The sequence below is a fragment of the Niallia circulans NBRC 13626 genome (assembly GCF_001591585.1).
Lineage (GTDB): Bacteria > Bacillota > Bacilli > Bacillales > Cytobacillaceae > Niallia > Niallia circulans.
Genome location: NZ_BCVE01000007.1, coordinates 115,295 through 136,158, shown reverse-complemented (window position 1 = coordinate 136,158; position 20,864 = coordinate 115,295). Strand labels below are relative to the sequence as shown.

The 20,864-nt window shown below is 34.1% G+C and carries 18 protein-coding genes; all 18 read left to right on the top strand.

What is annotated here, in order from left to right:
• Positions 1-26 precede the first annotated feature (26 nt).
• The 18 genes from accD to BCI01S_RS25245 all read left to right on the top strand — a co-directional run bounded on the left by accD (position 27) and on the right by BCI01S_RS25245 (position 20,724).
• Positions 27-896, top strand: coding sequence for an acetyl-CoA carboxylase, carboxyltransferase subunit beta (accD, locus tag BCI01S_RS11155; RefSeq protein WP_047941858.1), 870 nt, complete (start codon positions 27-29; stop codon positions 894-896).
• The gene (accA, locus tag BCI01S_RS11150) at positions 890-1,843 is read left to right on the top strand and encodes an acetyl-CoA carboxylase carboxyl transferase subunit alpha (RefSeq protein ID WP_047941859.1); all 954 of its coding nucleotides are present in this window, start codon (positions 890-892) and stop codon (positions 1,841-1,843) included. The genes accD and accA overlap by 7 nt, the downstream gene beginning before the upstream one ends.
• A 721-nt stretch (positions 1,844-2,564) precedes the next feature.
• Positions 2,565-3,530, top strand: a complete 966-nt coding sequence (gene pfkA / locus BCI01S_RS11145) for a 6-phosphofructokinase (protein ID WP_217275753.1) — start codon at positions 2,565-2,567, stop codon at positions 3,528-3,530.
• A gap of 117 nt (positions 3,531-3,647) precedes the next feature.
• Positions 3,648-5,408, top strand: coding sequence for a pyruvate kinase (gene pyk, locus BCI01S_RS11140; RefSeq protein WP_061798724.1), 1,761 nt, complete (start codon positions 3,648-3,650; stop codon positions 5,406-5,408).
• A gap of 215 nt (positions 5,409-5,623) precedes the next feature.
• A complete protein-coding gene (locus BCI01S_RS11135) occupies positions 5,624-6,022 on the top strand; it encodes an FxsA family protein (protein ID WP_047941861.1) in 399 nt (132 codons plus the stop codon).
• Positions 6,023-6,205: 183 nt separating this feature from the next.
• Entirely contained in the window at positions 6,206-7,948 is a 1,743-nt protein-coding gene (locus tag BCI01S_RS11130) for a sensor histidine kinase (RefSeq protein WP_061798722.1), read from the top strand.
• Between the two features lies 1 nt (position 7,949).
• A complete protein-coding gene (locus tag BCI01S_RS11125; RefSeq protein WP_047941863.1) occupies positions 7,950-8,729 on the top strand; it encodes a response regulator transcription factor in 780 nt (259 codons plus the stop codon).
• Between the two features lie 128 nt (positions 8,730-8,857).
• Positions 8,858-10,177 (top strand): extracellular solute-binding protein, encoded by a 1,320-nt coding sequence (locus tag BCI01S_RS11120; protein WP_047941864.1) that lies wholly within the window; start codon positions 8,858-8,860, stop codon positions 10,175-10,177.
• Between the two features lie 201 nt (positions 10,178-10,378).
• The gene (locus BCI01S_RS11115; protein WP_061798721.1) at positions 10,379-11,257 is read left to right on the top strand and encodes a carbohydrate ABC transporter permease; all 879 of its coding nucleotides are present in this window, start codon (positions 10,379-10,381) and stop codon (positions 11,255-11,257) included.
• Between the two features lie 14 nt (positions 11,258-11,271).
• Positions 11,272-12,168 (top strand): carbohydrate ABC transporter permease, encoded by an 897-nt coding sequence (locus BCI01S_RS11110; RefSeq protein ID WP_061798719.1) that lies wholly within the window; start codon positions 11,272-11,274, stop codon positions 12,166-12,168.
• A 407-nt stretch (positions 12,169-12,575) separates the two neighbouring features.
• Entirely contained in the window at positions 12,576-13,211 is a 636-nt protein-coding gene (locus BCI01S_RS11105; protein WP_061798717.1) for a YesL family protein, read from the top strand.
• A 123-nt stretch (positions 13,212-13,334) separates the two neighbouring features.
• Positions 13,335-14,126, top strand: a complete 792-nt coding sequence (locus tag BCI01S_RS11100; protein WP_061798715.1) for a Nif3-like dinuclear metal center hexameric protein — start codon at positions 13,335-13,337, stop codon at positions 14,124-14,126.
• A gap of 313 nt (positions 14,127-14,439) precedes the next feature.
• Entirely contained in the window at positions 14,440-15,402 is a 963-nt protein-coding gene (locus BCI01S_RS11095) for an ABC transporter permease (RefSeq protein ID WP_061798712.1), read from the top strand.
• A 13-nt stretch (positions 15,403-15,415) separates the two neighbouring features.
• On the top strand, positions 15,416-16,285 hold the full coding sequence (locus tag BCI01S_RS11090) for a carbohydrate ABC transporter permease (protein ID WP_047941871.1): 870 nt from the start codon (positions 15,416-15,418) through the stop codon (positions 16,283-16,285).
• Between the two features lie 111 nt (positions 16,286-16,396).
• Positions 16,397-18,025: an ABC transporter substrate-binding protein gene (locus tag BCI01S_RS11085; protein ID WP_047941873.1), complete on the top strand. Its 1,629-nt coding sequence runs from the start codon at positions 16,397-16,399 to the stop codon at positions 18,023-18,025.
• A gap of 165 nt (positions 18,026-18,190) precedes the next feature.
• Positions 18,191-18,928, top strand: coding sequence for a DUF624 domain-containing protein (locus BCI01S_RS11080; protein WP_061798711.1), 738 nt, complete (start codon positions 18,191-18,193; stop codon positions 18,926-18,928).
• A gap of 185 nt (positions 18,929-19,113) precedes the next feature.
• Complete coding sequence (locus BCI01S_RS11075; RefSeq protein WP_047941876.1) at positions 19,114-19,959, top strand: SDR family oxidoreductase; 846 nt, start codon at positions 19,114-19,116, stop codon at positions 19,957-19,959.
• 594 nt (positions 19,960-20,553) lie between these two features.
• Positions 20,554-20,724: a hypothetical protein gene (locus BCI01S_RS25245; protein WP_156485417.1), complete on the top strand. Its 171-nt coding sequence runs from the start codon at positions 20,554-20,556 to the stop codon at positions 20,722-20,724.
• Positions 20,725-20,864 lie beyond the last annotated feature (140 nt).

The following is a 20,864-nucleotide window of genomic DNA, read 5'->3' as shown; positions in this document are numbered from 1 at the left end:
TTGTTACTTATGGGGAGGTTTCCATATTGATTAAGGGAATATTTTCGAAATCAAAAAAACTTAAGTATGCAACATTACCTTCAGAATTATCAAAGAATGAAGTTCCAGAAGGGATTATGACAAAATGTTCTAATTGTAAGAAAATAATGTATACACGTGAATTACAGAAGAATCATAAGGTTTGTTTAAACTGTGGGTATCATCTGCCTATGAAGGCTTATGAAAGAATGAATTGCATTTTGGATGAAGCAACTTTTGTTGAGCTAAATGCAGAAATGAGAACCGGAAATCCTTTGCAGTTTCCTGGTTATGAAGATAAAATTGCCGGCGATATTAAAAAAACGAATATGAATGAAGCTGTTGTTACAGGAACAGGCGAAATAAATGGCAGAAAAGTAGTAATAGCTGTAATGGATTCTTCTTTCCGGATGGGAAGTATGGGTTCAGTAGTTGGAGAAAAAATTACCCTCGCTGTCGAAAAGGCTGATGAGCTTTCGGTACCCTTTATAATTTTTACGGCTTCTGGTGGAGCAAGAATGCAAGAAGGCGTGCTAAGTCTTATGCAAATGGCGAAAACAAGTGTAGCATTAAAACGATTTAGCGATAATGGCGGTTTATATATTACCATTATGACCCACCCAACAACAGGAGGCGTTTCTGCAAGCTTTGCCTCACTTGGAGATTATAATTTTGCTGAACCAGGTGCATTAATTGGTTTTGCGGGACGTCGTATTATTGAACAAACGATAGGAGAAGAGCTTCCGGAGGACTTCCAAACGGCAGAGTTTTTACTAAAGCATGGTCAATTAGATGCGGTAATACCTAGATTAGAATTAAAAGAGAAGCTTAGCCTCGTGCTTGAAATGCATCAAACAGGTGGTGAATTAGAATGGTAGGATTAGATTTTGATAAACCAATTAATGAATTGAAAGATAAAATCCAAGAATTAAAAGACTTCTCGGAAAATGCAAATGTTGATTTAAGTACAGAGATTGAAAAATTAGAAATACGCTTAAAAAAATTGGAAAAAGATGTATACGATAATATGAAGCCTTGGGATCGAGTTCAAATTGCTAGACATCCAAATAGACCAACGACCCTTGACTATATTCCCCATTTGTTTACCGATTTTATCGAATTACATGGAGATAGAGGCTTTGGAGATGATGAGGCAATTGTAGGTGGAATTGCGAAATACAAAGGATTACCAGTAACGATTGTCGGCCATCAAAGAGGAAAAGATACAAAGGAAAATATTCGCAGAAATTTTGGAATGCCTCATCCAGAAGGATATCGAAAAGCCCTGCGTCTAATGAAGCAAGCGGATAAGTTCAATCGTCCCATTATTTGTTTTATTGACACAAAAGGTGCATACCCTGGTAAAGCTGCAGAGGAAAGAGGACAAAGTGAAGCTATTGCCAAAAATTTATTTGAAATGGCATCGATGGAAGTCCCAATTGTCTGTATTGTAATTGGAGAAGGTGGTAGTGGTGGTGCTTTAGCACTTGGCGTTGGTAACCATATTCACATGCTAGAGAACTCCACATACTCAGTTATTACACCAGAAGGAGCCGCATCTATTTTATGGAAAGATGCTGGGCAGGCTAAACAAGCAGCTGAAAAAATGAGGATTACTGCACCTGACTTAAAAGAGTTAAGCATTATTGATTCCATCATTAAGGAAGTAAAAGGTGGAGCACACCATAATATAAAAGAACAAGCAGAACAAATTGATGAAGTATTATATGCATCTCTGAAAGAATTAAAAGGAATGACAAAGGAAGAACTTGTGAATAACCGCTATGCTAAGTTTAAAAATATGGGTGTCTATTTAAATCATTGATAAGAGTTTTTAAACGAGACTAAGAATAAATTTCCAAGCGAAGATAACCCCCCATAATTATGCGGAGATAGTAAAACTATTTCGTATGATTGTTGGGGGGTTTTTATTCATTTTTTATGCGTCAAAAGGTTTTAATTTCCCACCCAGTGCATCGTTTAATTATAACGTTATGGACGAGTTCTAATCTAAACACACATAATCAAATAGCGGAAAACGTTTGTCCGATCCAATTTGGGAAGTATTTTTGTTTTTTCTTCTTTTTTTATTGGTATGAAAATGCGGTAAGAAGGTAAAAATGTAGTTTGCAGAATAAAAAATGTTTATTTTATTTTAAAACTATTAACACTATTTTTATGATTTTTCTTTTCTGAATGCCAGTTAATAGGTTTAAAGTTTGCGATAAGGGGAAATAGCTACAAAATAGTGATAGATAAAACGTTTGCATTTTGCTGATTATTCCGTCTTTTATTTTTTTTTCATATTAAGTTGAGATACACGATTCTTCATGATATGGTAGAATTGTTTAATGGATAATTGGATAAATGTAAGATAAATTAATAGAGAAAAGCCAATTTCTTGATTAATTTACAAAAGTTAGCATTACATAAATTATATATGTAAATTTTGTGAAAAATGTTACAGACAAGTAATTTGTTATATAATAGTATATGTATGTTATGCTACATAATTTATTTGTTAATGAAATTATGAGGTGAGGAAATTGACAGTTAAAAGAATTGGTGTATTAACAAGTGGCGGTGACGCACCAGGAATGAACGCAGCTATTAGAGCCGTAGTTCGTAAAGCGATATTCCATGGTGTGGAAGTATATGGGGTAGTTGGTGGTTATGCTGGGCTAATTAGTGGCAACTTCAGAAAATTAGAAGTTGGTTCAGTTGGTGATATAATCCATCGTGGTGGAACCTTCCTTTTCTCTGCACGTTGTGAAGAATTTAAAACAAAAGAAGGACAACAAAAAGGGATTGAGCAATTAAAGAAACATAATATCGATGGACTAGTAGTCATTGGTGGAGATGGTTCTTATATGGGTGCGAAGGCGCTTACAGAACAAGGTTACCCTTGTGTTGGAGTTCCAGGAACAATTGACAATGATATTCCAGGAACAGAATTCACAATCGGTTTCGATACTGCATTAAACACAGTTATTGATGCGATTGATAAAATCCGTGATACAGCTACATCTCACGAGAGAACATTCATCATTGAGGTAATGGGAAGAAATGCTGGGGATATCGCATTATGGGCTGGTTTAGCTGGTGGTGCTGAAACAATTCTTATTCCAGAAGAAGGCTTTAACTTGGAGGAAATTGTAGGCAGATTGAAAAAAGGTCAAGAGCGTGGTAAAAAGCATAGTATTATTGTCGTAGCTGAAGGAGTAGCCAGCGGTGTTGAAATCGGTAAATTGATTGAAGAAAATACAGATTTCGATACTCGTGTGTCTGTGTTAGGACATATGCAGCGTGGTGGATCACCTACAGCCCAAGACCGTGTGTTAGCTAGTCGTCTAGGTGCATATGCAGTTGAGCTTTTAGTAGAAGGCAAAGGTGGAAGAGCTGTTGGTATCGAAAAAAATCAATTGGTTGATTATGATATCATTGAAGCGTTAGCACGTAAACATACGATTGATAATAATTTATATCACTTATCAAAAGAATTATCCATTTAAATCAGTAGGAATTTATGATTATCTAGTGCATTTTATGATTAGATCATCCATAAATTCCTAAAATGCTGTTTTAGTTCGCTATTATTTTTTACTAATATTTATCGGAGGTTATTATTAATGCGTAAAACGAAGATTGTATGTACTATTGGTCCTGCAAGTGAAAGCGTAGAAAAATTAACGCAATTAATGGAAGCTGGAATGAATGTTTCACGCCTTAACTTTTCACATGGTGATTTTGAAGAACATGGAGCAAGAATAAAAAACATTCGTGAAGCTGCTGAAATTACTGGTAACAATATCGCGATTCTTTTAGATACAAAAGGTCCAGAAATTAGAACAAACAACATGAAGGATGGCGCTATTGAACTAGTTGCTGGTAATGATATTATCGTATCTATGACAGAAGTTGAAGGTACTACAGAGAAATTCTCTGTTACTTACGAAGGTTTAATTGATGATGTGGAGCCAGGTAGCAAAATTCTATTAGATGATGGTTTAATCGGCCTTGAAGTAACGAAAATAGACAAAGCTGCTGGAGAAATACATACAAAAATATTAAATTCAGGGACTTTGAAGAATAAAAAAGGTGTAAACGTATCTGGTGTTGCTGTAAATCTTCCTGGTATCACGGAAAAAGATGCAAATGACATCCTTTTTGGTATTGAACAAGGAATTGACTTCATTGCAGCATCTTTCGTTCGTCGTGCATCTGATGTTCTAGAAATTAAGCAATTATTAGAAGATAATAATGCTTCTCATATCCATATCATACCTAAAATCGAAAACCAAGAAGGTGTGGATAATATTGATGAAATCCTTGAGGTTTCTGATGGGCTAATGGTTGCTCGTGGAGATTTAGGGGTAGAAATTCCTGCTGAAGAAGTACCATTAGTTCAAAAAATGCTAATTAAAAAATGTAATACATTAGGGAAACCTGTTATTACAGCAACGCAAATGCTTGATTCTATGCAGCGTAATCCACGTCCAACTCGTGCAGAAGCAAGTGATGTAGCAAACGCAATTTTTGATGGAACAGATGCTATTATGCTTTCTGGAGAAACAGCTGCAGGATTATATCCTGTGGAAGCAGTACAAACAATGAATAATATTGCAGCAAGAGCAGAAGAGGCATTAAACTATAAAGAAATCCTCTCAAAACGCAGCAAAGATTCAGAGCATTCTATTACAGACTCTATCGGACAATCTGTTGCTCATACAGCGTTAAATTTAGAAGTAAAAGCAGTAATCACACCAACTGGCAGTGGTCATACTGCAAGAATGATTTCTAAATATCGTCCAGAAGCTCCAATTATTGCAGTAACATATGATGCAAAAATTCAAAGACAATTAGCGCTAGTTTGGGGAGTATATCCACGTCTTAGCCAGAAATCAGAATCAACAGATGAAATGCTAGATGTAGCAGTTCAAGAAGGTGTTAACAGCTCAATTGTTACACATGGTGATTTAGTTGTGATTACTGCTGGGCTTCCTGTGGGAGAAGCAGGTACAACAAACATCATGAAAATCCATGTAATTGGCGATGTACTTGCTAAAGGACAAGGAATTGGCCGCAAAACAGCCTTTGGTAAAGCAGTAATTGCTACTAGTGCAAAAGAAGCACTAGATAAAGTTAATTTCGGTTCTATTCTTGTAACAAATGCTACAGATCGTGATATGGTACCAGCATTAGAAAAATGCAGTGCCTTAATCGTTGAAGAAGGTGGCTTAACAAGTCATGCTGCGGTTGTAGGATTAAATATTGGAATTCCTGTTATTGTAGGAGTAGAAAACGCAACTAGCATCTTAAAAGATGGCTTAGATATTACAGTTGATTCTCGTAGCGGCTACGTATATAGCGGACATGCGAGCGTACTTTAATCTGTAAAGCATAAAAATTGGAAGAGTAGCCATACCTAATAATCTTTAGGCAATGGCTACTCTTCTTTTTCAGTTCTTAAATATCCAAGGTATCGACTATAAGCAGCAACGCGTTATTACATTATTTAACAGGGAAAAGGAAGGCAGCTTACTATCAGACCAGATAAAAAAAAGGTATAATAAAAAAAGGAAATGAAAAGGAGGATGGTGACAATTTGAGAAATTTTATGATCAGCTTGCTGCTATTACCACTAATTGAACTTGTGGTTTTTCTGATAGCCGGAAACATAATTGGTATACCAGAAACCTTAATTATTGCAATAGGCACTGGAATTCTAGGCGGTATTTTACTGAAGAAACAAGGTTTAAAGGCGATACGTAATGTACAAATGCAAATAAATCAGGGAATCATGCCAGGAGATGCGATATTAGATAGCTTTTGTATTCTTATTGGCGGGCTTTTATTGCTGTTTCCAGGATTTTTAACAGATATTGCAGGTGTCCTTATTCTATTTCCGCCAACGAGAAGAATTGGAAAGAATTTATTTATAAGAAATATACAAAGAAAGCTGCAAAAGAGAAATCGAGTTACCATTATCCATTCATATAAATAAGAATAAAAGAAGAGGCTGAATTTTTTACAATAGTAAATAGTCAGGCTCTTTTTTTGGTTAAATAAAAGATAAAAATTTTAGATAGCAGAATAATTATTATGTTTATTTGTATAATGAATAAACAAAGTAAAAAGGATTTTTGGTATAATAAGTTGCAAATGGGGCGAAAGGCGATAAAAATCTATGTTCAGCTTATTAAGGAAATGGAATACACTCCGAAATCAAATTTTATTTGTATTTTTATCCGTAATGATAGTCGTGCTTTTATTTGTAAGTATATTGATATTTAATCAAGTATCTACTTTATTAGAAAATAATGCAGAAAAACAAATTCAGCAAGTCGCAGTGGAAGCAAGTGGAAGAATTGAGACACTGTATGAGCAATTAAATATGGCCTCGAAATTAGCGGCGACGAATGATAAAGTACAAAAGCTGCTAACAAAGGAATACGAACAAAAGAAAGTGACCTTCTATGAAAAACAAGAATTAATGGGCACTGTTAATACAATTACAGCCAATTCTGATGGGATTTTTTCATTTCAATTATTTACCAGGGAACAGGAACGAATACTACCACTTGATGATGCAAAAATAATGACCGATTTGCATGCTAATTGGGTAGAAAAAGCGGACCAAGCAAAGGGAAGTCTAGTTTGGATTGGAGAAGATCCAAATGACAGCAATTATTTTCTTGCTATAAGAAGAGTAAATTTAATTAATCGCAGTTTTACAAATGGAGGGTATTTACTCTTTAGTATTTATGCTAATTATTTTCAGTTTGCTAATCAAACATTAACAGACAAAACGGATCAGTATTTTATTCTTTTAGATGAATTAAGTAAACCGATTATTACTAATTATGAGCAATCAAGTGAGTTCATTTTACAGACTAAGAAAAAAACGGTGCAGATAAATGAAAGGGATTACATGATTACGAAAAATTCTTCGTATATGACAGGATGGACGGTCCTTATTTTAACTCCCTATAATACGCTAACGGAAGGCATAACGGTTGTGCGCACAAGCATTCTTCTTGCTGGCATAATTGGATTAATGATTTTCTTTGTATGCTCTTTTTTTCTTTCTAACATGATTACTCGCCCGATTATCCGCTTAACGAACACAATGAGATTTGCAAGTGAAGGGTCTTTGCCGCTGACACCAAAGATTCCCTCTGTAAATGAAATAAATGAATTAAATAGTACATACAATCAGCTCGTAAAAGAAACAAACCATTTAATCACCATGGTTTATCAAAAAGAAATTACTCGAAACCGTAGTGAATTAAGAGCTTTGCAAGCACAAATTAATCCTCACTTTCTATTTAATACATTAGATGCTCTCCATTGGTCATTAGAGGAAAATGACGAAGAAGAATTAGCCGAACTCGTTGTTACCATGTCTAATTTATTTCGCTATACCATTTCACGATCTACAGAGGATGAGTGGGTTCGCATAAAAGAGGAGATTGCCCATATTGAAGACTATATGGAAATAATGAAAATGCGATTTGGAGAACAACTGAATTGGCAAATACAGCTTCCAAAGGCATTTGAAGAAGTGAAAATTCCAAAATTTTTAATACAACCATTAGTAGAAAATGCTGTCCTGCACGGAGCAGAGAATAAGGTAGGACAATGTACTGTTGACGTTATTGTGCAACAAGGAGAGATAGATAATAACATAAAGGTAATAGTTAGAGATGATGGAATTGGCATAAGCGAGTCTAAATTAAAGCAGATTAAGGAATCGATGGAAAAGGAAGGAATTACTTCAATCACAGGTAAGGGAATGGCTATTTCTAATGTATATAAAAGGCTTACGCTCTATTATCAGGAAAGACAGCAAAAGGGATTAATGATAGAAAGTATGGAGAATAAAGGTACATTCATTTCTTTTGAAATTCCAAAAGATGGGGGTATGTAAGATGCATGCAAAAACAATATTGATTGTTGATGATGAACCGAGATCGAGAGAAGGAATCAAAAAAGCACTAGAGAATTGGTCTAGCGGTCAATATCAAATTTTAATTTCGGAAAATGCAGAATCGGCCATTGATATAATGCAAAAACAAAAAATAAATATTCTTCTAACAGATATTCGCATGCCTAAAATAACTGGAATAACGATGTTAAAAACTATCAAAAGCCAAAAACATCTGCCAGTTGTTATTGTTATCTCAGCATATTCAGAATTTGAATATGCGCAAGAAGCTCTTCGCTTAGGCGTTATTAATTATTTATTAAAGCCAATTAGTAAACAGAAATTAATAGAAGCCGTCGAAGATGCTCTTAAGATTGATAGAGATAAAGACAGAAATGATATTATCTCAAGAGTAGTTGATAATAAGCTGATTGATGCAAGAGTAACAAATGAATCAGTAAGAGAGCCAATCCAGAAAGCCTTGCAATATATTGATAATCACTTAAATGAGGAATTGACACAACGTGACGTAGCTGCCCATGTGTATTTGAATCCAAGTTATTTTAGTGTGCTGTTTAAGGAAGAGATTCGGTTAACGTTTAGTGAATATATCACCAGAAGAAGAATTCAGCATGCGAAAAATCTACTTATCTCCACAAAACTTTCCATTACGGATATTGCAGAAGAGTCAGGATACAAAACGGCCAAATATTTTATTAAAATATTTAAAGAATTAGAAGGAATAACACCGAGCGGTTACCGAAAAATAAATAACGAAAAATAATGAAAGGGCTTTCTAAAAATAGTAGAACTTTTCCTAATCATTGTTACCTTTTTTAGAAAAATCATTAATGATAGACTTTAGATTGTTAGAAGGAATAATTAAAAAGGAAAGTATAGGGGGTAGTTTAAATGTTTCATAGAAAAGCACTGTCAGCATGTCTATCTGTTGCTTTATTGCTGGTTTTAGTTTTAGCAGGATGTTCTTCATCCACATCTTCCAAAAATGAAAACGCTTCAAAAAATGGAGATAAAACAGTGATTAAATTCATGCATCTTTGGCCAGAGGGAAGTTCAAAAGCACAGTACACTATTGTAAACGATATCATTAAACAGTATGAAAAAGACCACCCAGATGTAAAAATTCAGACAGAAATTCTTGGAAACGAGCAATATAAAGATAAAATTAAAGTATTATCAGCTTCAAATGAACTACCAGATATTGGGGTGACATGGGCAGCAGGATATATGCAGCCGTTCGTTAAAGGAGAAATGTTTGCTCCGTTAGATGATATAATTGATAGCAATTTTAAAGACCAATTTGTTGCAGGTACAACAGAGGCATTTGCTATGGATGGGAAAACATATGGTCTTCCACTTGAATTAAATATCACACCTGTTTATTACAATAAAGAAATCTTTGAGAAATATAATTTAGAAGTTCCTGCAACGTATGATGAGTTTTTAAATATTGTTAAAACGTTAGCTGATAACGGCGTTACACCAATTACTTTAGGTAATAAAGACCGTTGGACTGGTTCTATGTGGTATATGTATCTTGCAGATAGAATTGGTGGGCCTGAAGTGTTAACGAATGCAATTAATCGTACTGGAAGCTTTGAAGACCCAGCGCTTGTTCAAGCAGCCGAAGAAGTAAAAAAATTAGTAGATATGGGCGGATTTGTCAAAGGGTTTAATGGTCTTTCAAATGATGAGGCAAAAGGGTACTTTATGAATGAACAAGCAGCTATGTATTTAATGGCGACTTGGGAATTGCCAAACTATACAACAAGCCCAGATGTTACGCAAGAATTTAAAGATAAAGTAGGATACTTTAAGTTTCCAACATATGTAGGCGGAAAAGGAGACATAAACAGTTTTGTAGGTGGCCCTGGGGTTGGACTATTTGTTTCTGAAAAATCAAAGGTAAAAGACGAAGCGAAAAAATTTGTCGCATATTTAGTAGAAGAATGGGGCAAAAATTCTGTTAAGGATGCAGGTGTAATTCCAGCGACAGTTGTAGACACTTCCAATATTGAACTAGATCAAATGTATATCGATATTTTAAATGACCTTGGAAATGCTTCTAATTTAACATTATATGCAGATGTTCAAATGAGCTCTAGTGTTGCACAAGTGCACTTAGATATGATCCAATCACTATTTGGCGGTCAGGCAGCACCAAAAGAATTTACAGCCAAACAAGAGCAAGCTTTAGCGGAAGAAGAATAATAAAGAATGGGTGGAATCTATCGAATAAAAAAGGTGGATTCCACTATTTAAAAGATAATCACTTTAGATAATTGGGAAGATACATTATTGATTTTTGAGAAAGCTCTGTTAAACGATGATATTGGTTACATGAATAACTCATGAACAATTATATATCATTTAACAAAGCTCCTCCCAATCAATAAGGAGGGAAAGCAGAAAATGAAAAACGTGATGTCAAACAAATGGGTAATCACTCTTTATGTGCTCCCTGCACTGTTGCTCATTTTGGGTTTAATCTATATTCCTATTGTATTAACAGGATATTATGGCTTAATGGATTGGGATGGTATCGGGGCTAAGACTTTTATTGGCTTAGATAATTATATACAGCTTATGAAAGATAAAATGTTCTGGTCTAGTACGTATCATTCCGTTTTATTAGCTGTTTTTTCTGCAGTAAGTCTTATTGCATATTTAGTAATTTCACTTATATTAGCAAGCAAGATTAAGGGGGCTGGAATTCTTCGCAAAATATATTTAATTCCGATGTTATTATCGTCTGTAGCTATTGCACAGCTATGGTTGAAAATTTTTGATCCAACAAATGGAATGTTGAACAAGCTTTTAACCATGTTTGGAGTAGAAAATACACCCTTATGGCTTGCGGATCCCAATTTAGTACTATACTCCATTTTCATTCCAATTGTTTGGCAATATGCTGGATTTTACATCATTATTTATTATGCAGCTTTAAAAGGAGTAGCAGATGAAATTATTGAGGCAGCTAAAATTGATGGGGCAACCCCATTACAAATTGCTTATAAAATCAAAATTCCATTAATTGCACCAGTAATAAAAGTAACTATTGTTTTAGCCATTGTAGGATCTTTAAAATATTTTGATTTAATCTATGTTATGACTGGTGGAGGACCAAATGGAGCAAGTGAAGTGATGGCCTCTTATATGTATAAAGAAGCATTCAAAACATATGATTTTGGCTACGGTAGTGCCATTGGCTTTGCGTTATTAATCATTTGTCTTGTTATGACATGGGTTATACAAAAATTAACAGCATCAAAAGAAGATGCTCAGTATTAAGGAGAGAGGTAATCATGAGTGAAGTAATCCTGAAAAAACAAAATAAAACTGAATTATCCACATCTCCTAAAACGAAAGGATCTCTGGGAAGTAAGATTGGATACGGTATTTTGTATCTAGTGCTTGGAGTAATTGCCATTTTTCAAATATACCCACTCGTTTGGTTATTCTTCTTTTCCTTAAAAACGAATCAAGAAGTTTTCGGCTTATCTCCATTTGCTCTTCCGAAAGACCCAAAATGGGGGAACTATGTAAAAGTATGGACCCAAGGAAATATCAGCTTATATTTCTTCAATAGTGTATGGATTACAGTTGTAGCAGTAGTTTTGACGGTTATATTAGCAAGTTTTGTTACCTTTGCGATTACAAGAATGCACTGGAAGTTAAGTAAACTTGTTCTTGGTTTGTTTATGGTAGGCATTATGATTCCATTACATTCTACGTTAATCCCTTTATTTAGTTTTTTTAATAACTTGGAGCTAATTGATAATCCTATTTCTATTCTTTTATCCTATACAGCGTTTAATTTGCCGCTAACTATCATGATTTTATTAGGATTCTATCAGGCACTGCCAAGAGAATTAGAAGAGGCAGCTGTAATGGATGGTTGTTCGATTCACCGTATATTCTTTCAAATCACATTGCCAATGACGACTCCTGTTATGGCTACAGTTGTTATTATAAATATGATTTATAATTGGAATGAATTTGTATTTGTTAATACGTTCATTAGCTCTGATCAATGGAAGACATTAACAGTTGGTGTAAATAACTTCGTAGGTCAATATTTAACAGATTGGGGAGCAATTGGAGCAACTTTAATGATTAGCATTATTCCTATTTTAATCGCTTTCATTTTATTAAGTAATAAAATTGTAGAAGGTTTAGCAGCTGGGTCTGTAAAAGGATAATAAAGGGAGGGGTTCATCCGACTTCAAAAATATTTTTTTGATGCGCACCATTCTCCGATTGGAGCATTCTCAAACTTTACATTAGGTTTTCCAGGTATAGGGGATGGATTAGAATTAGAATTTGGCCGTTCTCCGAAACACAATATTTAAATTGGTGCTTAAAAAAGGAACCATATCAAGCTTTGCCTATCAAGAAAGTATATACGGCTCTATGTGGAATGGCTCACATATCCAGAACCATCCATTTGGAGTTGGAGCGATCAAATAATTTCAGGAGAAATTGAGGGAAGCAAATATCATCCAAGAGGTGTAACAAACATACTTTGGTTAGACGAGCGGCAGAAAAGGTTCTAATCCGCAAATAAGAAAACAATGCTTAGAAGGAAAAAGAAAGAAGAGGGGATAGTATGACAACAAAACCAATGGGAAAATTATATACCATCTGTGAATGGATAATGAAGCTGGCTTCCGTTAATTTGTTATGGATTATGTTCACTGCAAGTGGTCTTTTCCTATTTGGTTTTATGCCAGCAACAGTTGCACTTTTTACCATTGTCCGTAAATGGTTTCGGAAGGAAACGGAAGTTCCTATTTGGAAAACATATCTATCTGTCTATAAAAGCGAATTTATCAAAAGTAATACTTTTGGGTTCGTATTTATAGTGGCTGGTATAATTTTGTATGTAGATTACTATCTAATCTTAAATTTAGGGGGATTTATTCGGATTGTTTCCATAAGTGTTTTACTACTTATTACATGCATATATGCTATCACTCTTTTATTCTTCTTTCCTGTCTATGTACATTATCAGTTAAGATTCATCGATTACTTTAAATACTCCTTTTTTCTAGGAATTCTAAATATCCATATTACATTATTGATTATACTTGGGTTAGCAGCAGATATTTTTCTATTATTATATATACCTGGACTTCTCCCTTTTTTTAGTGGAATTTCCGCAGCATGTATACTAATGTCGAGTAGCATTCTGCTTTTTCAGCGGTTGCAAAAACAGAATATGAATAAAGCGATCACAGAATAAGAGGAAGTCAATGACTTATTGATTATAAAATATAGTAAAAGTTGTAAAAAAAAATATAGTTTGTATATTGAATAAACAAACTTGAGCGTGGTATAATTGGATTAACTTGATGGGAGAGATAGAATGACAACTATTCAAGAAGTAATAGATAAGTTATTGGAGCCCGCAAAAATGGTTGAATCCACAACAGATGTATTAATAAAAGGGTCAGCAGATTCGGATGTGAAAGGAATTGTAACCGCATTCATGTTGACGCAGCAAGTATTGGAGAAAGCGATATCTATTGGAGCAAATATGATTATAAGCCATGAAGGACCATTTTACAGCCATGAGAATTGGAAAAAATTATATGAGAAAGATTCAGTATACATGACTAAGCTCCAATTAATAGAAGATACTGCTATCCATATTTTTCGCTTTCATGATTATTATCATCGTTACAATCCAGATGGCGTTATGGCGGGATTAATTCAAAAACTGGAATGGGAGAATCATGTCGAAGAGCATCTGTCCATTGCAACCACTATTGTCACACCAAAGAAAACTGTCGCTGATATTGCAAAATACGTGAAAGATAAGCTTGATGCCCCGTTTGTAAGAGTTGTGGGGGAGTTATCCATGGAATGCCAAAGAATTGGCTTGTTAGCAGGTTATCGCGGAGGAGGTGAAGTAGTGATCCCTTTATTTCAAAATCAAAATTTAGACCTGATTATTGCAGGAGAAGGACCAGAATGGGAGTCTCCTGAGTATGTCAGAGATGCCGTCCAACAAGGAAAGAAAAAAGCATTTATCCTAATTGGGCATGCAGTTAGTGAAGAACCTGGCATGGAATACTTAACCAATCTAATAGCAAATAATTTTCCGCATATTCCTGTACATTACATAAAAGAAAAGCCACTGTTTCAGATTATTTAAATAACAATATTTTTTTGGCTAATCTGCCATACTAGTATGGCTAAAATCAAGTTGACAAAAAATCTACTTCATACAACAAGTTAAATTTTCTCATTTCACTGATCACTCCATTACCGAGATTATCATCATAAATATTGCTTGCACCATCTATTAGCTATTTTATAAGGGGGTATTGATGCAAAATAAAGTAAGCGCTTTAATTTTTATGTGTGTTTGCTTCATCCTCTAAAAAGATGAAGCTTTATAATAGTCAGCTGCTATAGAAAGATTTAGCAAAAGGCTATAGATATTATTAAAACAGAGGGGGGTACTTATGGAAACAGAGGTTGTGCATTCACATGTAAATAAAACAATGAAGACAAAAAGAAACAAATTTAAAACAACATTAGCTGCAATTAGAAAGGATTGGCAGCTCTATTCATTATTAGTCTTACCGCTTATTTATTTAATTATTTTTAAATATGGTCCAATGTTAGGAAATGTTATTGCATTTAGAAGATATATGCCAGGTGGAAAAATTTATGGTGAACAATGGGTTGGTTTTTATTACTTTAATATGTTTATTAACGACCCAGTTTTTTGGAATGTATTTAAAAACACATTAATTTTGGGCGGAATTACCTTGTTATTTTGTTTTCCTATGCCCATTATATTCGCTCTTCTTTTGAATGAAGTTAAATCCAAAAAGTTTAAGAAGTTTGTACAAACAGCTTCCTATCTACCGCATTTCTTATCTATTGTTATTATTGCTGGAATGATCTTGCAATTAACAGCTCTAAACGGTTCCATTAATGGAATAGTCGAATTTTTCACCGGAGAAAAAATAAGCTTTATCCAAAGTCCAGAATGGTTCCGGACAATTTATGTTACCTCTGAAGTCTGGCAAGGGATGGGATGGGGGGCAATTCTATACTTAGCGGCATTAACAACGATTGACGATTCCTTATATGAAGCAGCAAAAATTGACGGTGCGAACAGATGGAAACAAACCCTTCATATTACGATACCAGGGATATTGCCAACTATTGTTACCCTATTGATTTTGAATATTGGCAGCTTTCTTGCAATTGGCTTTGAAAAAATCTTATTAATTTATAACCCATTAACCTATGAAACTTCTGATGTTATTTCAACTTATTTATATCGTGTTGGTTTAGAATCCAATAATTTTAGCTATGCAGCAGCTATTGGATTATTTGAATCTATTATTGGCTTAGTGCTTGTATTAACGGCGAACAGCATATCAAGAAAACTAACAGAAAGAAGTTTATGGTAGGGAGGGAGATTTAATGAAAGAATCGAAACAGTACAAAGTTTTTAAAGTCTTTAATGTTTGTATTCTCTTAATTATTATATTTTGTACTTTATATCCATTTATAAATGTAGTTGCACAATCCTTTAGTAGTGAGTCTTATATCAATTCTGGACAGGTAAATTTAATACCAAAAGGATTCAATGTAGACACATATGAGAAGGTTCTTTCTGACACCATGTTTTGGATTAATTATAAAAATACGGTTGTATACACAGTGGTAGGCACAATCATTTCTATGTTTTTAACAACAATGTTTGCATATGCGCTTTCTAAAAGAAGATTAGTAGGACGCAGGTTTTTAACTGTATTTGCCGTATTTACGATGTTCTTTAATGGCGGCTTAATTCCCAATTATGTTTTAATCAACTCATTAGGCTTTGCCAATACAATGTGGGCTATTGTCATTCCTGGTGCAATTAGTATTTATAATATGCTGATCATGAAATCCTTTTTTGAAAATATGCCAGAAGAATTAGAAGAGGCAGCCTCTATTGATGGTTTAAGCACATATGGTATTTTACTAAAAATAGTATTGCCCCTGAGTAAAGCAGTAATCGCCACTATGGTGTTATTTTACGCAGTAGCTTATTGGAACTCTTGGTTCAGCGCTTTTATTTATATGGATAAAAAAGAATTATTTCCAGTAACGATTTATTTGCGGAATATGATTGCGGGAACAACAGGTGGAATGTCAGCAGGTGCTACTTCAGCTGATAATTTAACTCAAATTTCCGCTAATATTAAATCCGTAACAATGGTCTTAACGATATTGCCAATATTAACGGTATATCCATTTGTACAGAAATATTTTGTTTCGGGTGTAATGCTAGGCTCTATTAAATAGTCAAAATAGGACTTGCCGAAGTTAGGGAGTTCAGCGTAGGTTATTATTCCATATGCCTGTTTCAAGGAAACAACTTACGCTTTTCCTATATATATAAGGGGAGGAAATGCCATGAAAGAAAGTTGGAAAAAGGTTGGGTTATTTCTAGGTCTAATAGTGTTCGTAATAATTGCTGCTGCTTGTTCAAAGGATGATTCAGCAAGTAAGGAAGTGGAAGTAGCAACAAAAGGTGCAATGGAATCATATACCGCAGGTGACACATTTAAAGCAACAGAGCCATTTGATTTATCTATTTTATTTATGGATCAGCCGACATATCCGTATAAAAAAGACTGGCTATTATGGGATAAGATAAAAGAAATTACGAATGTTACCTTGAAGCCGACAATTGTTCCATTAAGTGATTATACGCAAAAGAGAAGTTTGTTAATTAGTTCAGGAGAAGCCCCAATCGTTATTCCAAAAACCTATCCAGGAGAAGAAGCTGCCTTCGTGGCATCGGGGGCGGCACTTCCGGTAAGCGATTACATTGATAAAATGCCTCACTTCAAAGAAAAAATTGAAAAATGGGATATGGGTCCAGAATTAGATACATTACGACAAAATGATGGGAAGTTCTATGTCTTGCCAGGTTTACATGAAGAGGTTTGGCCAGATTATACGTTAATTGTAAGAACCGATATCTTTGAAGAAAATAATATTGCTATTCCAACAACTTGGGATGAATTATATACAGCAATGAAGAAATTAAAAGAAATCTATCCAGATTCTATTCCATTCTCTGATCGTTTTACATTTAACAGTACACTAAATATTGCCGCAACAAGTTTCGGAACGAAAGCTGGTTGGGGATTTGGAAATGGATTATCGTATGATCAAGATGCTGATAAATTTGTGTATGCAGCAACAACAAATAACTATAAAGAAATGCTCACATACTTTCACAAATTAGTAGAAGAAGGATTGTTAGATGAAGAGAGCTTTACACAAAGCGATGATCAAGCGGTACAGAAATTTGTAACAGGAAAATCATTCATTATAAATGGAAATTCTCAAACAATCAACCTCCATCGAGTTGATATGGATAAAACGTTAGGTAAAGGGAAATATTCTATCTCCAAAATTACTGTTCCCGGCGGTCCTGCTGGTCAATTAATGTCAGGCTCTAGATTAGAAAATGGTGTAATGATTACCTCCAAAATTAAAGAAAGTGAAAACTTTGAAGCAATTCTTCAGTTTATTGACTGGCTATATTACAGTGATGAAGGGCAGGAATTCACTAAATGGGGAGTAGAAGGAACAACATTCACGAAGGAAGATGGAGTAAGAAAATTAATGGATGATATTAATTACAATGGATTAAATCCAAAGGGAACAAAGGATTTACGGGTTGACTATGGATTCTCTGGTGGAGTTTTTTCCTATGGAGGAACAACCGATTTACTTCATTCGATGATGAGTGAAGAAGAGATTAAGTTCCAAAATGATATGAAAGCAGTAAAAACACCAATTCCAACTGATCCGTTAATTCCATATTCAATTGAAGACAGAGAAAAAGCAACATTACAAAGTACACCTTTAAAAGACTATACGAATCAAAATACATTAAAGTTTATTTTGGGAACACGTGATTTAAGTGAGTTTGATGCTTTTGTAAAAGAATTACAAAGTCAAGGATTAAAGCAATATGTGGATACCGCAAATAAGACATATCAAGAATACAAGAAAAATAACAAATAAATAAAATGGATAAGTTAATTCCTAGCCATCCTAATGAAGGGCAGCAAGAAGAACTAACTTAAAACTACTCCTAAGAGTTCTGTTATGTGAGGCTAACCAGCAGTGGGGAATAAAGAAACACACACTGCTGGTAATATTATTATATTCTGAAAGAAGGTGACAGGGATGAAGCAGCAAAGAGAGTTTGGGCAAGGAATTTTATATACATTTTGTAATTATGTGTACTGGATTTTACTAACGAATATCTATTTTGTCGTAACAAATCTCATCTTTATTTTTTTCTTCATGACATTAACACCATCGTTTTCAAATATACTCATCTATGCTCTTGCCTTAATACCGTCTGGACCTGCTATATCTGGACTGCTTTATTCGATGGAGAAATTAGTAAGAACGAAAGAGCTATCACCGACAACTGACTTTTTCTATGGATATCGATCGAATTTAAAAGGCACATTTTTTCTGTGGATAATAATCTTAGCTGTATTCTTTGTCTTATTCATCGACTTACAATACCTTCAAATAACCATAACACCAGTTAATCAAATCATTTTTATTGTTGTGCTTGCACTTACGCTTATCTGGACAATGCTTAGTATAAATATGTTAATAATTAATGCGAAATATACTTTTCGAATAAGGGATTTAATAAAGTTGTCTGCGTATTATCTATTCATAAAATGGAAAGAAACAATAGGTAATATATTGATTCTCTTTTTAACTGCTGTTGCAACAGTAATCACTACTGATTTTTTAATTGTTTTCATTGCTAGTTTGCTTGCATGGATAATGACGTTTAATTCTAGAGAGCTGCTTAAACATATAGATCGTAATTTTTTGAAAAGATCTCCTTCTAACAATATAAGTGAAAAATATGATGCATCACCTATTCGAGGTTCATAAATGAAAGAATCGAGATCGATTTTAAAAGTGTTTTAAAAGGAGAAGTACTAAGAAATGACTCTATATAAAAAATAGTTTAAAAACTCTTCATTTCATTCAAAAGAAATTTTGATTTAGAAGGATACATATAGATGGAAAGAGAAGTAGTTTAGAGATTATAAGAAAAAAGTTAGGAGGAAGATAAAATGTTACCATTAATGAAGAATTTATCCGGAAAAGTAGCAGTTATTACTGGAGGTGGGGGCGTACTTTGTGGCTGTATGGCGAAAGAGTTAGGCAGACAAGGAGTAAAGGTAGCCATTTTGAATCGTACATATGAAAAAGCGCAAAAGGTAGCGGAGGAAATTAATAACGAAGGTGGTATGGCGATTGCTATAGCATGTGATGTTGTAGATGTAAATAGTGTGAAGGAAGCGGAAAAAATAGTCTTTGATACTTTTGGAAACTGCGACATTCTTATTAATGGGGCTGGAGGAAATCATCCAAAGGGAATTACTTCAGAAGAAATTCTGCGATTAGAAGATCTTGATAAAGAAGGAATTACTAGTTTTTTTGATTTAACAATGGAGGGATTCTCCTTTGTATTTAATTTAAATATAATCGGTACATTAATTCCTACCCAAATATTTTCGAAACAAATGGTTGGAAAAAGTGGAACAGTTATAAATATATCCTCTATGAGCGCTCCAAGTCCAATGACGAAAGTACCTGCTTACAGTGCAGCTAAAGCTGGGATAGAGAATTTTACAAAATGGTTAGCTGTTCATATGGCTGAAACAGGAATTAGGGTCAATGCAATTGCTCCAGGTTTTTTCTTAACAAAGCAAAATGAAGCACTGCTTAAAAATCCAGACGGGTCTTATACAGAGCGGACGAAGAAAATATTAGCTCATACACCAGTAAAAAGATTAGGAAAACCAGAGGACTTATTGGGAACATTACTATGGCTAGTGAATGAAGAAACAAGTGGATTTGTTACGGGGATTAGTGTGCCAGTTGATGGAGGATTTATGGCATACTCAGGTGTTTAAACATACTCTCTAATAATAACAGATTAAATTTTAAAAGATCTTCCACTAATCCTTAAAGAAATTGTAGATTTATAGTTTTATTTAGTCCCCTTAGTAGTAGGTTGAGGTAAATCCTCACTATTATCCTATAAATATAAATAGTTAAATATTCACTTTGGTAAACCCATCATTTTCTAGAATGGCCAGAAGCCGAGGTTAACATAGGAAAAAAGATGGAACATGTTATCAAAATAATATTTCCCGGAAAATTTCATTATGCTCAACCAGTTGGGATTTTTGTATTCTATTTGGAGAATTTCTTTATCCAAGTATCTCTAAGCTTTTAGAAAGAGGCTAAATACTTATTCAACCTTGAGTCAGGAAGTAATGTTGGGATCTAACCGTGATTATTTATAAACGATAGCGGTCTATTCTAATGGGCAGTATTCGAAATTTTGTTAAGCTGAAGAATAATGTCTAAAATATTTTATAAAAGTAGAGAAGAGGAGAGATAAGAAAATCGTATAAAATGGAAATGTATTATTAGAAAGGATTATGGCATTTTTATAGGGATTCCTATCGAGTTGCCGCATAAATTGGACTTGAGTGGAAGAAATGAGCGGGAAAGAGAAGATGTTAATAAAATACAGCGCTTTTTTTCAGATAAGATATAAAATAGATGAAGCGGCATTTGTAGAGAAATCCCTTCATCCAAATGGATTAATTACTACAAATGCAACGGTTTCCTTAGTGGCAGATGGACTTTTTCACCCTAAAAATGGCTGAATTTTTGGAATACATCGATTAAAAAGGCGAAAGTATCTAAGGTGATAATTGTTTATCCTTTTCTAGTTTACTTACTTTTAAGTAGTAAATATCGAATAATAAAGCCAGAATAACTTAATATATATATGCTTCATCTAAAT

Coding starts and splice junctions, on each gene's coding strand:
- accA (WP_047941859.1), top strand. CDS start 890: ATGGTAGGATTAGATTTTGATAAACCAATTAATGAATTGAAAGATAAA.
- pyk (WP_061798724.1), top strand. CDS start 3,648: ATGCGTAAAACGAAGATTGTATGTACTATTGGTCCTGCAAGTGAAAGC.
- BCI01S_RS11130 (WP_061798722.1), top strand. CDS start 6,206: ATGTTCAGCTTATTAAGGAAATGGAATACACTCCGAAATCAAATTTTA.
- BCI01S_RS11125 (WP_047941863.1), top strand. CDS start 7,950: ATGCATGCAAAAACAATATTGATTGTTGATGATGAACCGAGATCGAGA.
- BCI01S_RS11120 (WP_047941864.1), top strand. CDS start 8,858: ATGTTTCATAGAAAAGCACTGTCAGCATGTCTATCTGTTGCTTTATTG.
- BCI01S_RS11115 (WP_061798721.1), top strand. CDS start 10,379: ATGAAAAACGTGATGTCAAACAAATGGGTAATCACTCTTTATGTGCTC.
- BCI01S_RS11110 (WP_061798719.1), top strand. CDS start 11,272: ATGAGTGAAGTAATCCTGAAAAAACAAAATAAAACTGAATTATCCACA.
- BCI01S_RS11105 (WP_061798717.1), top strand. CDS start 12,576: ATGACAACAAAACCAATGGGAAAATTATATACCATCTGTGAATGGATA.
- BCI01S_RS11100 (WP_061798715.1), top strand. CDS start 13,335: ATGACAACTATTCAAGAAGTAATAGATAAGTTATTGGAGCCCGCAAAA.
- BCI01S_RS11095 (WP_061798712.1), top strand. CDS start 14,440: ATGGAAACAGAGGTTGTGCATTCACATGTAAATAAAACAATGAAGACA.
- BCI01S_RS11090 (WP_047941871.1), top strand. CDS start 15,416: ATGAAAGAATCGAAACAGTACAAAGTTTTTAAAGTCTTTAATGTTTGT.
- BCI01S_RS11085 (WP_047941873.1), top strand. CDS start 16,397: ATGAAAGAAAGTTGGAAAAAGGTTGGGTTATTTCTAGGTCTAATAGTG.
- BCI01S_RS11080 (WP_061798711.1), top strand. CDS start 18,191: ATGAAGCAGCAAAGAGAGTTTGGGCAAGGAATTTTATATACATTTTGT.
- BCI01S_RS11075 (WP_047941876.1), top strand. CDS start 19,114: ATGTTACCATTAATGAAGAATTTATCCGGAAAAGTAGCAGTTATTACT.
- BCI01S_RS25245 (WP_156485417.1), top strand. CDS start 20,554: ATGAGCGGGAAAGAGAAGATGTTAATAAAATACAGCGCTTTTTTTCAG.